The following is a 14,247-nucleotide window of genomic DNA, read 5'->3' as shown; positions in this document are numbered from 1 at the left end:
AGCTCTTGCTACGGTCTCGCCCTCAGCAGCTGATCGATGTCGGATCTCCAAACTCAAATGAAGCAAGCCGTCGCGGAGGCGGCTGTTGCACAGATTCGTGATGGCATGGTGGTGGGCCTCGGTTCTGGGTCTACTGCCGCTTTGATGATTGAAGGCCTCGGGGCCCGACTGGCAGCAGGTCAGCTTCGTGACATTGTCGGCGTGACCACGTCGTTTCAAGGAGAGGTGCTTGCCGCTGAGTTGGGGATTCCTTTGCGTGCTTTGAACGCCACTGATCGCATCGATTTAGCGATTGATGGTGCTGATGAAGTGGATCCTTCCTTTCAATTGATCAAAGGTGGTGGTGCCTGCCACGTCCAAGAAAAGCTTGTTGCTGACCGAGCAGAACGTTTCATTGTCGTGGTTGATTCCACGAAGCTTGTTCGGTGTTTAAATCTCGATTTCTTACTACCAGTTGAAGTGCTCCCAGGAGCATGGGTGCAAGTTCAATCCAGGCTCAAATCAATGGGAGGAGTTGCAGAACTGCGGATGGCAACCCGTAAAGCTGGCCCGGTGGTGACCGACCAGGGCAACCTTGTTCTAGATGTGCGATTTGAGAATGGAATCTCTGATCCGATTGCCCTCGAGCGTGACATCAACAATCTTCCAGGCGTTTTGGAGAACGGCCTCTTCGTCAACCTTGCTGACGAAGTTCTCGTTGGTGAAATCAAGGATGGCGTTGCTGGAGTCCGCAGCCTGGATCGTGTGGGTTAAGGCCGCTTACTGAAGACGGATCCGTACCGAATTGGCATGACTGTGGAGTCCTTCGCTCATGGCCAAGGTCTCCACAGCAACCCCTGTTGCATCAAGAGCTTCCTTGTTGAACTCGATGAGCGAAGTGTGACTCATAAACGTCTCCACGCTGAGGGCACCGCTAAACCGAGCGGCGCCGCAGGTGGGGAGTGTGTGGTTAGGACCAGCTAAGTAGTCTCCGACAGCTTCTGGACTCCATGGGCCAATAAAAATGGCACCTGCGTGGTTGATGCGGTCAGCCATCATTCTTGGTCGCTCGACAAGGAGTTCCAAGTGCTCTGGGGCGAAGCGATCGCTGAGATTTGCGCACTTTTCAAGGCTGTCGCAAGTCACGATCAGCCCCCATTGGCTTAAGGATTGCCGGCAAATGCTCTCGCGTGGATGGGACGCCAGCTGGCGTTCAATCTCCTCAGGGACGGATCGAGAGAGCTCCTCTTCAGTTGTGAGCAGGATGGCAGCTGCCAATGGGTCATGTTCTGCCTGAGCTAGCAGGTCGGCCGCCACCTGCTCTGGTTTGGCCGTTTGGTCGGCGATCACCAAGACTTCACTTGGACCTGCCAGAGAATCAATCCCTACCTGGCCATAGACCGACTTTTTGGCCAAAGTCACGAAAAGATTTCCTGGTCCACTGATGACATCAACCTTCTGGACGGTTTCTGTTCCGTAGGCCAGCGCCGCGATTGCTTGTGCACCGCCGACCCGATACACCTCCCGGATCCCAGCAATGTGAGCGGCTGCAAGAACAGTGGTGTTGATCAATCCGTTGGCACCAGCAGGGGTGACCATCGCGATTCGCTTCACGCCTGCAGCCTTTGCAGGCACGGCATTCATTAAAACTGTGCTGGGGTATGCAGCTCTGCCCCCTGGGATGTAAAGGCCTGCTGCATGGACTGGGCGCCAGCGCCGACCGATTTGCTCTCCGTGAACACCAGAAACGCTGAGGTCAGAGGGACGTTGCCGCTGGTGAAAGTCTTGGATGCGTCGGTGCGCGAGATCTAAGGCATCACGAAGGTTGGCAGGCGTGTCATTCCAGGCTTGCTCCAGCAGACCTGGATCGATGCGAAGAGGTTCTGGGCGGAAGCCATCAAATTTCTCTGTGAGGCTAATAAGAGCTTGATCTCCCTCTCTTTTGACCTGCTCCAAAATTTCTTGGACCCGAAGCTCCGCTTCTCTCTGGGTCGCTCCTGTTGTTCTTGTTGCGATCCGATCGAGTTCTTGTTCAGCTTGCGCTGCGGTGCTGATGCAGCGCATGAGACCGGCAGGCGGATGCTCATTGCTCAGCACTGTCATCACCTAATTAACGTTCTTGCTCAAACTAAGTGGCCCTTGAACCATGTGCTCGATGATTTGCATGGCGGTGGGTTATGGTCACAGATCGTCGAATTGAAATCCGGCTCTGTGGCCAATAACAAGTCATCGAAGAAGCGCGTCGAGATCGGCGAGCGCAATCGCTTACAGAACAAAGCGTATAAATCGGCGCTTCGTACTCTCATGAAGCGCTGTTTCACTGCCTGCAGTGCCTACATCGAGGCCCCAGGAGATGAGGCTAAAACCACGCTGACAACCAGCCTGAACGCAGCATTCAGCAAAATTGATAAAGCGGTGAAGCGTGGTGTGATGCATCGCAATGCAGGAGCTCATCAAAAGTCTCGTTTGAGTATTGCTGTCAAGCGCGCTATCGAGCCAAGCGTTAGCTGATCTCCCCCCGGCACAATGGGCCTGAAGGCGCGTTTCAGGTCCTGATCTGATGTCCACTCCCACCCTGATCGACAGTCACTGTCACATCGTGTTCCGCACGTTTGAAGATGATCTCGATGCGGTGGCTTTGCGATGGAGAGAGGCCGGTGTTACCGCTTTGCTGCATGCCTGCGTTGAGCCTTCGGAGATTCCGGCGATTCGTTCGTTAGCTGATCGTTTCCCTGAGATGCGTTACTCCGTCGGAGTGCATCCTCTCGATACGGAACATTGGGCTGCAGATACCGTTGAAGTTTTAAGCGCCGCTGCCAAGGACGATTCTCGTGTAGTGGCGATCGGGGAGCTTGGCCTTGATCTGTTTCGAGACAAGAATCTGGATCAGCAGCTGTCTGTGCTTAAGCCTCAATTGGATCTCGCTGTAGAGCTGGATCTGCCCGTGATTGTTCATTGCCGCGATGCAGCTGAACCGATGCTGGCTGAACTCCGTGAGAGACAGCTCAGAGGCAATTGCCCGCGGGGAGTGATGCATTGCTGGGGTGGAACTCCCTCGGAAATGGCAGCGTTTCTCGACTTTGGCTTTTACATCAGTTTCAGTGGCACGGTCACCTTCCCGAAAGCTGTTGACACGCACATCTGCGCCAAAGACGTACCGCAAGACCGATTTCTTGTTGAGACCGATTGCCCATTCCTTGCCCCAGTCCCTCGGCGCGGCAAGCGAAATGAACCTGCTTTTGTGGCATCAGTTGCCGAGCGAGTGGCCGAGCTGAGGGGGCAGACTGTGTTGGAAGTGGCGGATGCCAGCACTGCCAATGCCAGGCGCTTGTTCGCGCTTCCCTGACAAAGGTCTCGTTTGAATCGAGGTGGAAGTGTACGATGTTTAATCGGCCTGGCCAAAATGCAGTTTCTGTGTTTTCGGCCCCAGAAGCGTCCATTTCCTTCCGGTTCATTGACGACGTCATCTGTTCAGACCAAAAACCTCTAGAGCCATGGAGTACGGCAGTCGTTCCTTAATTGGGATGGCTGCCTCTTCTTGTGGTGATGGGTTTTGGATTTTTGAATATTTGATGGTCCTTCAGGCCTTTGTTCCCACTTTTCAACTGCAGGTCTCCGCATGAGCAGCAGCGCGATTCAAGTCGCCAAGACCGTCACTTACCTCCCCGATCTAGTGGAGGTACAGCGGGCAAGTTTTAAGTGGTTTCTGGATAAGGGCCTAATCGAGGAGCTGGAGAGCTTCTCACCCATTACGGATTACACCGGCAAGCTGGAGCTGCACTTCGTCGGCAGTGAGTATCGCCTGAAGCGTCCTCGGCATGATGTAGAAGAGGCAAAACGTCGTGATGCGACCTTCGCGTCTCAGATGTATGTAACTTGCCGTTTGGTCAATAAAGAAACGGGTGAGATTAAGGAGCAAGAAGTTTTTATTGGAGAACTTCCATTGATGACTGAACGTGGAACGTTCATCATCAATGGTGCTGAGCGGGTCATCGTCAACCAGATTGTTCGTAGCCCTGGCGTTTATTTCAAAGATGAGCAAGATAAAAACGGTCGTCGTACTTACAACGCAAGCGTGATTCCCAATCGTGGGGCTTGGTTGAAGTTTGAGACTGATAAAAACGACCTGCTGCACGTTCGTGTTGACAAAACACGCAAAATCAATGCCCACGTTTTGATGCGTGCGATGGGACTGTCCGACAACGATGTTGTCGATAAGCTCAGACACCCCGAGTACTACAAAAAATCGATCGAGGCCGCGAACGACGAGGGGATTAGCTCCGAGGATCAGGCGCTCCTTGAGCTCTATAAAAAGCTGCGTCCAGGTGAACCACCCTCTGTGAGCGGTGGCCAGCAGCTGTTGCAGACCCGCTTCTTTGACCCCAAGCGTTACGACCTCGGTCGTGTGGGTCGTTACAAGATCAATAAAAAACTTCGGCTCACGATTCCCGATTCAGTCCGCACCCTCACCCATGAGGATGTTTTATCCACCCTCGACTACCTCATCAATCTCGAGCTTGATGTTGGTGGAGCAAGCCTTGACGACATTGACCACCTGGGGAATCGTCGTGTTCGCTCTGTGGGAGAGCTTCTTCAGAACCAGGTTCGCGTTGGCTTGAATCGGCTTGAGCGGATCATCAAGGAGCGAATGACAGTTGGTGAAACCGACTCACTCACTCCTGCTCAATTGGTCAATCCCAAGCCGCTTGTGGCGGCCATTAAGGAGTTCTTCGGCTCCAGCCAGTTGAGCCAGTTCATGGATCAGACGAATCCCCTCGCTGAGCTCACCCACAAACGCAGGATTTCGGCTCTCGGCCCAGGCGGCCTCACTCGTGAACGCGCAGGTTTTGCTGTTCGAGATATCCACCCTTCTCATTACGGTCGACTTTGTCCGATTGAAACTCCAGAAGGCCCGAATGCTGGTCTCATCAACTCTTTGGCTACCCATGCCCGAGTGAACGAATATGGCTTCATCGAGACTCCGTTTTGGAGAGTCGAGAACGGAGTTGTTCAAAAGAGCGGAGACCCGATTTACCTCTCTGCGGATCTTGAAGATGAGTGTCGCGTCGCTCCCGGTGACGTTGCAACTGATGCAGACGGTCAAATTTTGGCTGAGCTCATCCCTGTTCGTTACAGGCAGGACTTCGAAAAAGTTCCGCCTGAGCAGGTCGATTACGTGCAGCTCTCCCCGGTGCAAGTGATTTCAGTGGCAACGTCACTGATTCCTTTCCTGGAACATGACGATGCCAACCGCGCCTTGATGGGGTCCAACATGCAGCGTCAGGCGGTGCCTTTGCTCCGTCCGGAACGACCTCTTGTTGGTACTGGTCTAGAAACTCAGGTGGCTCGTGACTCAGGCATGGTCCCAATTTCACGGGTGAATGGGACCGTCACCTTCGTTGATGCCACGGCGATTGTGGTGCGAGATGAAGAGGGCTACGACCACACGCATTTTCTGCAGAAATACCAGCGCTCGAACCAAGACACCTGCCTGAACCAGCGTCCCATCGTTCGACAGGGTGATCCAGTGATCATTGGGCAAGTTCTTGCTGATGGTTCAGCTTGTGAGGGCGGAGAAATTGCTCTCGGCCAGAATGTCCTGATCGCTTATATGCCCTGGGAGGGATACAACTACGAGGATGCGATCCTTGTGAGCGAGCGTTTGGTTAACGATGATCTATACACTTCCGTTCATATCGAGAAGTATGAGATTGAGGCTCGTCAGACTAAATTAGGGCCTGAAGAGATCACCCGTGAAATCCCCAACGTTGCCGAAGAAAGCCTCGGTAATCTCGATGAGATGGGGATTATTCGGATCGGTGCCTTTGTGGAAAGTGGAGACATCCTTGTCGGCAAAGTCACTCCGAAAGGTGAATCTGATCAACCTCCCGAAGAAAAACTGCTGCGTGCGATTTTCGGAGAGAAAGCACGTGATGTCCGCGACAATTCTTTGCGCGTTCCCAGTACCGAACGTGGCCGTGTCGTCGACGTAAGGATCTACACCCGTGAACAGGGTGATGAGCTACCCCCTGGCGCCAACATGGTGGTGAGGGTGTATGTGGCCCAGCGTCGCAAAATTCAGGTCGGCGACAAAATGGCTGGTCGCCACGGTAATAAGGGAATTATCAGTCGGATTCTTCCCCGTGAAGACATGCCGTACTTGCCTGATGGCACTCCAGTGGACATCTGTCTCAACCCCTTGGGTGTGCCGAGTCGTATGAACGTGGGACAGGTCTTTGAGTTGTTGATGGGGTGGGCGGCTGCCAATCTCGACTGCCGCGTCAAAATCGTTCCCTTCGACGAGATGTACGGCCCTGAGAAGTCCCAACAAACAGTTCAGGCTTACCTCAAGGAAGCTGCGAGTCAGCCAGGAAAAGATTGGATCTACAACCCCGAAGATCCAGGAAAACTCTTGCTGCGCGATGGACGGACTGGCGAACCCTTTGACCAACCTGTTGCTGTTGGATATTCCCACTTCCTTAAGTTGGTCCACCTCGTGGACGACAAGATCCATGCGCGCTCCACTGGCCCTTACTCCTTGGTGACTCAGCAGCCATTGGGTGGTAAGGCCCAGCAAGGGGGTCAGCGTTTGGGTGAAATGGAGGTGTGGGCACTTGAGGCCTATGGCGCCGCCTACACGTTGCAGGAGCTGCTCACTGTCAAGTCGGACGACATGCAGGGACGCAACGAAGCTCTCAACGCCATCGTCAAAGGCAAGCCCATTCCTCGTCCAGGAACACCTGAGTCCTTCAAGGTGCTCATGCGTGAACTCCAATCTCTTGGCCTGGATATCGCTGTATTCACCGACGAGGGCAAAGAAGTGGACCTGATGCAAGACGTGAATCCTCGCCGTAGCACCCCAAGCAGACCCACGTACGAATCCCTAGGCGTCGCGGATTACGACGAGGACTGACGGATCAACGAACGAAACGACACAACCGCCTTCATTCTTAAACGCCAATGACAAACAGCAATCTGCGTACAGAGAACCACTTCGACTACGTCAAGATCACACTCGCATCACCTGATCGGGTGATGGAGTGGGGCCAGCGCACCTTGCCGAATGGACAGGTGGTTGGAGAAGTGACCAAGCCTGAAACCATCAATTACCGCACGCTCAAGCCTGAGATGGACGGCTTGTTCTGCGAAAAGATTTTTGGTCCCTCTAAGGATTGGGAATGCCATTGCGGTAAGTACAAGCGAGTCCGTCACCGCGGCATTGTTTGTGAGCGCTGTGGCGTTGAGGTCACGGAGAGTCGGGTGCGACGGCACCGCATGGGCTTCATTAAGTTGGCGGCCCCCGTTTCTCATGTTTGGTATCTGAAAGGGATCCCCAGTTATGTGGCCATCCTTTTGGATATGCCTCTGAGGGATGTTGAACAGATCGTTTATTTCAACTGCTATGTGGTGCTCGATGCGGGCGATCACAAAGACTTGAAGTACAAGCAGTTGCTTACCGAAGATGAGTGGCTAGAAATTGAAGATGAGATTTACGCAGAAGATTCAGAAATTGAGAATGAACCCGTCGTTGGGATTGGTGCCGAGGCGCTGAAGCAGCTGCTTGAGGATCTCCAACTCAATGCTGTTGCTGAACAATTACGTGAGGAGATTGCTGGCAGTAAGGGACAGAAGCGCGCAAAGTTGATTAAGCGCCTACGGGTGATCGATAACTTCATCGCCACCAACGCCCGCCCTGAATGGATGGTGTTGGACGCGATTCCGGTTATTCCCCCAGATCTTCGCCCAATGGTGCAGCTGGATGGAGGCCGTTTTGCAACCTCTGACCTTAATGACCTCTACCGAAGGGTCATTAATCGCAATAACCGTCTCGCCCGCCTTCAAGAAATTCTTGCTCCGGAAATCATTGTCCGCAATGAAAAACGGATGCTCCAAGAAGCGGTTGATGCCCTCATCGACAACGGCCGACGCGGTCGCACTGTTGTTGGAGCTAACAATCGTCCGCTTAAGTCACTGAGCGACATTATTGAAGGCAAGCAGGGTCGTTTCCGCCAAAACTTGCTGGGCAAGCGTGTGGACTACTCCGGTCGTTCCGTCATCGTGGTGGGCCCCAAGCTGAAGATGCATCAGTGTGGTTTGCCTAAGGAGATGGCAATTGAGCTCTTCCAGCCGTTTGTGATCCATCGCCTGATTCGTCAAAACATCGTTAACAACATCAAGGCGGCCAAAAAGCTGATTCAGCGAGCTGATGATGAGGTGATGCAGGTGTTGCAGGAGGTGATCGATGGTCACCCAATCATGCTGAATCGCGCCCCCACTCTTCACCGGCTGGGGATTCAAGCTTTTGAACCCAAGTTGGTGGATGGCAGAGCGATCCAGCTTCACCCCCTTGTGTGTCCAGCGTTCAACGCTGACTTTGACGGTGACCAGATGGCCGTGCATGTGCCGCTCGCAATCGAGGCACAAACGGAAGCGCGCATGTTGATGTTGGCTAGCAACAACATCCTTTCTCCAGCAACGGGTGATCCAATCATCACGCCATCCCAAGACATGGTGCTGGGTTCCTATTACCTAACGGCTCTGCAGCCCCAAATGCACCCTATTGAATTCGGTGATCGCTCCCGCACCTACTCCAGCCTTGAAGATGTGATTCACGCCTTTGAAGACAACCGAATCACCCTGCATGACTGGGTTTGGGTGCGCTTTAACGGCGAGGTTGAAGATGAAGATGAGCGTGAAGAGCCCATCACCACTGAGACCCTCAGCGACGGCACGCGCTTTGAACAGTGGACCTATCGCCGTGACCGCTTTGACGAAGACGGCGCTTTGATTAGCCGCTACATCCTGACGACTGTTGGACGTGTGGTGATGAATCACACGATCATTGACGCGGTGGCAGCCACCTAAAGCCCCTCTCACAAAGCTTTCCCTTCCCTTCTGTTCCAAGCGCTGTCATGACCTCAACTCCTTCCAAATCCCGCAAGTCTGCTAAAGCCGCCAAGGCCGCCAAAGCTGAAGCCGCAGCTTTTGCTAAATCTCGGGCACTTTCTAAAACACCGCCTCCCTTCCGTAACCGTGTTGTTGATAAAAAGGTCCTGAAGGAACTTGTTGCTTGGGCCTTTAAGAATCACGGAACGGCTGCTACCGCGTCGATGGCTGATCAACTCAAGGACCTTGGTTTCAAGTACGCCACTCAGGCGGCTGTGTCGATTTCGGTGAACGACCTTAAGGTCCCTGCTGCGAAGAAAGATCTGCTCGATCAGGCTGAAGAACTGATTACTGAGACCGAGGAGTCCTACAGGCTTGGTGTCATTACAGAGGTTGAGCGTCACACCAAGGTGATCGATACCTGGACTGAGACCAACGAGCGCTTGGTTGATGCTGTCAAAAAGAACTTCAATGACAACGATCCGCTCAACTCGGTTTGGATGATGGCCAACTCCGGGGCTCGGGGCAATATGTCCCAAGTCCGTCAGCTGGTGGGCATGCGCGGTTTGATGGCGAACCCTCAAGGGGAGATCATTGACCTTCCGATCCGCACCAATTTCCGAGAGGGACTCACGGTCACGGAGTATGTGATTTCTTCCTACGGCGCCCGTAAGGGATTGGTGGACACCGCGCTGCGTACTGCTGACTCCGGTTACCTCACCCGTCGTTTGGTAGACGTCGCCCAAGACGTGATTGTTCGTGAGGACGACTGCGGAACCATGCGCTCGATCATGGTTAAGGCGGAGGACGGTCGTTTTGGCAATCGTCTGGTCGGACGGTTGACCGCTGATCAAGTGCTTGGAGCTGATGGTGAGGTCATTGCTGAGCGCAACAGCGAAATTGATCCACCCCTCTCTAAACGCTTTGAAGCTGCTGGTGTCTCAGCGCTGATGGTTCGTTCTCCGCTCACTTGTGAAGCGAATCGTTCCGTATGCCGCAAGTGCTATGGCTGGGCTCTTGCCCATAATCAGCTGGTTGATTTGGGCGAAGCGGTTGGAATCATCGCCGCTCAATCCATTGGCGAGCCTGGTACTCAGCTCACCATGAGAACATTCCACACCGGTGGTGTGTCAACCGCTGAGAGTGGCGTGGTGCGCTCAAAATTTGAAGGCACTGTTGAATTTGGATCGAAAGCGAAAGTTCGTCCCTATCGCACACCGCATGGTGTGAATGCACAGCAGTCTGATGTGGACTTTTCGCTCACGATTAAGCCCAGTGGAAGTGGCAAGCCACAGAAGATCGAAATCACGAATGGTTCCCTTCTGTTTGTTGATGATGGTCAAAAGATCGCCTCTGACGTGACAGTGGCAACCATCGCGGCTGGTGCCGTGCAGAAGAGCGTTGAGAAAGCAACTAAAGATGTCATCTGCGACCTGGCTGGTCAGGTCAGCTATGACCCCACCATTCAGCCCCGCGAGGTGACTGACAGGCAGGGCAACATCACCCACAAAGCTCAGCGTCTTGGCCGGATGTGGGTTCTTGCCGGTGATGTGTACAACTTGCCGCCAAACGCGCGCCCTGTTGTCTCGTCTGGCGGGTCCGTCATCGAGTCTCAGGTGTTGGCGGAAGCCAGTCAGGCCAGTGAGTATGGCGGTGCGATTCGCTTGCGCGAAGCCTTGGGTGATTCGCGTGAGGTGCAGATTGTTACCACCTCAATGACGCTTCGCGATTTCAAGCTTCTCGGTGAATCAACCCATGCTGGTGAGATTTGGAATCTTGAAGCGAAGGATGGGACGCGTTATCGCCTTAACACCATCCCCGGAAGCAAAATCGGTAATGCAGAGGTGATTGCCGAGCTTGCTGATGATCGCTTCCGAACACAAACCGGTGGATTGGTCAAATTTGCCCCGGGTCTTGCCATTAAGAAAGCTCGTTCGGCCAAAAATGGTTACGAGGTCAATAAGGGCGGCACCTTGTTGTGGATTCCTCAGGAAACCCATGAAATCAACAAAGATATTTCTTTGCTGATGATTACTGATGGTCAATGGATTGAAGCCGGCACCGAAGTGGTGAAGGACATCTTCAGCCAGACTGCAGGCATCGTTAGTGTGACTCAGAAGAACGATATTCTTCGCGAGATTATTGTTCGTAGCGGTAGTTTCCATCTCTGCACTGAGAAGAAGGCTTTAGAACGTTTCCAGGGCGATGGCGTCATGGTTAACCCCGGCGAAGCGATCGCCAAGGGCATCAGCTCCGACGCGATGGTGTTTGTGCAGGCGGTTGAAACTCCTGAGGGCACCGGCCTATTACTACGTCCTGTTGAGGAGTACACGATTCCAAATGAGGCCCAGCTTCCTGATTTGGGTCATGTCAAGCAGCCCAATGGACCCCATCTCGGGATCAAGGCCACACAACGTCTGGCCTTCAAAGACAACGAGTTGGTCAAATCGGTTGAGGGTGTTGAGTTACTGCGAACTCAATTGATGTTGGAAACGTTCGACACCACTCCACAGATGACTGTTGACGTGGAAGCGGTTCCTGATAAGAGGGCCAAAACGATTGAGCGTCTTCAGCTTGTGATTCTGGAAAGCATTTTGGTGCGTCGTGACACCATTTCAGACTCCAGCCATGGCTCCACTCACACCGAACTACAGGTGGAGGATGGACAGTCCATTAAGGCGGGTGATGTTGTTGCAACCACTCAGATTCTCTGCAAGCAGGCTGGTGTGGCTGAGATGCCTGAAGCCACAGAAGATGAGCCCGTGCGTCGTTTGATCGTTGAAAGGCCTGAAGACACAATCACGATCAACACCTCTGGAGCCCCTGTCGTCACCGTTGGACAGCGTGTTGTGGATGGCGAAGAGCTGGCTCAGGGTCAGCCCTCTGATTGTTGCGGTGAGGTTGAGCAGGTGAGCGCTAACTCCGTCACCATGCGGTTGGGGCGTCCTTACATGATTTCGCCCGACTCGCTGTTGCATGTCCGCGACGGAGATCTTGTCCAGCGCGGTGATGGCTTGGCTCTTCTGGTCTTTGAACGTCAGAAAACAGGTGACATTGTTCAGGGTCTACCTCGTATTGAGGAGTTGTTAGAGGCAAGAAGACCTCGTGAGTCTTCGATCCTTTGCAAAAAACCAGGAACCGTTGAAATCAAACAGGGTGAAGACGATGAGTTCACCACGGTGACCGTGATCGAATCTGACGATGCGATCGCTGAATACCCGATCCTTCTTGGTCGGAACGTGATGGTGAGTGATGGCCAACAGGTGAACGCTGGTGAACTTCTCACAGACGGGCCTATCAATCCCCATGAGTTGCTGGAGTGCTTCTTTGAAGACCTGCGCAGCCGAAAGCCCTTAATGGACGCAGCTCAGGAAGCGATTGCCAAGCTTCAGCATCGTCTTGTGACTGAAGTCCAGAACGTTTACAAGTCGCAGGGAGTGTCGATTCACGACAAGCACATCGAGGTGATTGTTCGTCAGATGACCAGCAAAGTTCGGATCGAAGATGCCGGTGACACCACTCTTCTCCCCGGAGAGTTGATCGAACTCCGCCAAGTGGAAAACACCAATCAGGCGATGTCGATTACGGGTGGAGCTCCTGCCGAATTCACACCGGTTTTGCTTGGTATCACCAAGGCATCGCTCAACACCGACAGTTTCATCTCGGCGGCTTCCTTCCAAGAAACCACACGTGTGCTCACCGAAGCAGCGATTGAGGGTAAGAGTGATTGGTTGCGTGGTCTCAAGGAAAACGTGATTATCGGTCGCTTGATTCCTGCAGGTACGGGCTTCAGTGGTTTTGAAGAGGAGTTGAGAGCGGAGGCCGGTCCTCATCCCGATATCCTCTCGGAGGATCCTGCTGGTTACCGCCGTATGCAGAATCTTCGCCCTGATTACACCGTTGATATGCCGGCAGCTCCTGCCGCTAAATCGACGGCTTTATTGGATGATCCCAGCGCCGCAGATTTAGAAGCCACCCGCAGCCGCCATGGGATTGAGGCAGAGGCCAGCAATTTTGCTGCCTTTACCCGTCCAGATGCCGATAACGAGCTTGCCGAAGAGCAAGTTCTTGACCCCGCTGCGGTTGAGAATCTTCAGGAGCAAGGTCTCTTAAGCGATGAATGATTCTTTCGCTCGCATGAGCGGCCCTTACCGCTTCAAACTGTTGCTTCTTATCGATTTCGCTCATGATTGAGCCCTCTTTGATCCCAAAGCGGAAACTTCCCCGCTTTGGGTTTCATACCCACACTGAAAAGCTGAATGGTCGTGCTGCCATGCTCGGCTTTATCGCCTTGTTGGTTGTGGAGTTCAAAATTGGTCACGGCTTGTTGATCTGGTGATCAGCGCGCTTCTCGGTCGCAGTAAGTCCGAGCTTGAAGAGTGGGCGGTCGCCCAGGGCCAGCCCGCATTCCGTGGCCGGCAACTCCATGATTGGCTATATGCCAAAGGGGTTCGGGATCTTCAAGGCATCACGGTGCTTCCCAAGGCTTGGCGCGCATCCCTCCAAAACGAGGGGGTGTCAGTGGGTCGTTTGCATGAGCAAGAGCGACGGGTGTCAGCTGATGCCACCACCAAATTGCTGTTGGGCACCGAGGACGGCGAAACCTTGGAAACGGTTGGTATTCCGACCGATCAACGCCTCACGGTTTGTGTATCGAGCCAGGTCGGATGTCCGATGGCCTGTCGTTTTTGCGCCACTGGTAAAGGAGGGTTGCAACGCTCATTAGCGGGCCATGAAATTGTTGCCCAAGTGCTCAGTATCCGAGAGGTCATGGAGCGTCGTCCCTCCCATGTGGTGTTCATGGGCATGGGTGAACCCTTGCTCAACATTGAGGCTGTGCTCGAGTCCATTCGCTGCCTCAATGATGATCTGGGCATTGGTCAACGTCGGATCACAGTGAGCACCGTTGGAGTGCCGCATACGCTTCCTCGTCTTGCTGATTTAGCGCTCAAACAGTTGGGGCGCGCTCAGTTCACCTTGGCAGTGAGTCTTCACGCACCCAACCAAGCGTTGAGGGAGGAGTTGATTCCTACGGCTAAGACCTATCCCTACGACGCACTTCTGGATGATTGTCGTTACTACCTCAACAAAACGGGTCGGCGGGTAAGTTTTGAGTACATCCTCTTGGGTGGGGTCAATGATCATCCGCACCACGCATCCGAACTCGCTGATCGGGTGGGTGGTTTCCAGAGCCATGTCAATCTAATTGCCTATAATCCCATTGAGGAAGAGGAGTTTCAGCGACCAACGACGCAGAGGATTGAGGGCTTTCGGCGCGTCCTGGAGCGTCGCGGCGTTGCCGTGAGTCTGCGAGCTAGCCGCGGCTTGGATCAGGATGCAGCTTGTGGCCAGTTGCGTCGCAACCGACGGTCTTAGAGGAGA

At 53.7% G+C, this 14,247-nt stretch carries 9 protein-coding genes; 8 read left to right on the top strand and 1 reads right to left on the bottom strand.

Annotated elements, in window-relative coordinates; genetic code table 11:
* Positions 1–36 precede the first annotated feature (36 nt).
* Complete coding sequence (rpiA, locus tag SYNC_RS10835; RefSeq protein ID WP_011620270.1) at positions 37–753, top strand: ribose-5-phosphate isomerase RpiA; 717 nt, start codon at positions 37–39, stop codon at positions 751–753.
* Between the two features lie 6 nt (positions 754–759).
* On the opposite strand, the gene hisD is transcribed toward rpiA, so the two are convergent.
* On the bottom strand, positions 760–2,043 hold the full coding sequence (hisD, locus tag SYNC_RS10830; RefSeq protein ID WP_011620269.1) for a histidinol dehydrogenase: 1,284 nt from the start codon (positions 2,041–2,043) through the stop codon (positions 760–762).
* Positions 2,044–2,190: 147 nt separating this feature from the next.
* On the opposite strand from hisD, the gene rpsT reads away from it, so the two are divergent.
* The 7 genes from rpsT (at position 2,191) to rlmN (ending at position 14,241) form a co-directional block, all read left to right on the top strand.
* On the top strand, positions 2,191–2,490 hold the full coding sequence (gene rpsT / locus SYNC_RS10825) for a 30S ribosomal protein S20 (protein ID WP_011620268.1): 300 nt from the start codon (positions 2,191–2,193) through the stop codon (positions 2,488–2,490).
* Between the two features lie 49 nt (positions 2,491–2,539).
* Positions 2,540–3,325, top strand: coding sequence for a TatD family hydrolase (locus tag SYNC_RS10820; RefSeq protein WP_011620267.1), 786 nt, complete (start codon positions 2,540–2,542; stop codon positions 3,323–3,325).
* A 273-nt stretch (positions 3,326–3,598) separates the two neighbouring features.
* Entirely contained in the window at positions 3,599–6,892 is a 3,294-nt protein-coding gene (gene rpoB / locus SYNC_RS10815) for a DNA-directed RNA polymerase subunit beta (protein ID WP_011620265.1), read from the top strand.
* Positions 6,893–6,939: 47 nt separating this feature from the next.
* Positions 6,940–8,844 carry a DNA-directed RNA polymerase subunit gamma gene (locus SYNC_RS10810; RefSeq protein WP_011620264.1) on the top strand — a complete coding sequence of 635 codons (1,905 nt, stop codon included), beginning with the start codon at positions 6,940–6,942 and terminating at the stop codon, positions 8,842–8,844.
* Positions 8,845–8,891: 47 nt separating this feature from the next.
* Positions 8,892–12,989, top strand: a complete 4,098-nt coding sequence (locus SYNC_RS10805; protein ID WP_011620263.1) for a DNA-directed RNA polymerase subunit beta' — start codon at positions 8,892–8,894, stop codon at positions 12,987–12,989.
* Positions 12,990–13,051: 62 nt separating this feature from the next.
* The gene (locus SYNC_RS10800; RefSeq protein ID WP_006854361.1) at positions 13,052–13,204 is read left to right on the top strand and encodes a high light inducible protein; all 153 of its coding nucleotides are present in this window, start codon (positions 13,052–13,054) and stop codon (positions 13,202–13,204) included.
* Positions 13,201–14,241, top strand: a complete 1,041-nt coding sequence (gene rlmN, locus SYNC_RS10795; RefSeq protein WP_011620262.1) for a 23S rRNA (adenine(2503)-C(2))-methyltransferase RlmN — start codon at positions 13,201–13,203, stop codon at positions 14,239–14,241. Before SYNC_RS10800 ends, rlmN begins: the two co-directional genes overlap by 4 nt.
* Positions 14,242–14,247 lie beyond the last annotated feature (6 nt).

The sequence above is a fragment of the Synechococcus sp. CC9311 genome (assembly GCF_000014585.1).
Lineage (GTDB): Bacteria > Cyanobacteriota > Cyanobacteriia > PCC-6307 > Cyanobiaceae > Synechococcus_C.
Note: the sequence above shows the minus strand (reverse complement) of the source record. Positions and strands in the feature narration are given on the sequence as shown.

Bases quoted from the DNA above. Each gene is read 5' to 3' on its own strand.
- hisD (WP_011620269.1), bottom strand. From the start codon at position 2,043: ATGCGCTGCATCAGCACCGCAGCGCAAGCTGAACAAGAACTCGATCGG.
- SYNC_RS10800 (WP_006854361.1), top strand. From the start codon at position 13,052: ATGATTGAGCCCTCTTTGATCCCAAAGCGGAAACTTCCCCGCTTTGGG.
- rpiA (WP_011620270.1), top strand. From the start codon at position 37: ATGTCGGATCTCCAAACTCAAATGAAGCAAGCCGTCGCGGAGGCGGCT.
- SYNC_RS10820 (WP_011620267.1), top strand. From the start codon at position 2,540: ATGTCCACTCCCACCCTGATCGACAGTCACTGTCACATCGTGTTCCGC.
- rpoB (WP_011620265.1), top strand. From the start codon at position 3,599: ATGAGCAGCAGCGCGATTCAAGTCGCCAAGACCGTCACTTACCTCCCC.
- SYNC_RS10810 (WP_011620264.1), top strand. From the start codon at position 6,940: ATGACAAACAGCAATCTGCGTACAGAGAACCACTTCGACTACGTCAAG.
- SYNC_RS10805 (WP_011620263.1), top strand. From the start codon at position 8,892: ATGACCTCAACTCCTTCCAAATCCCGCAAGTCTGCTAAAGCCGCCAAG.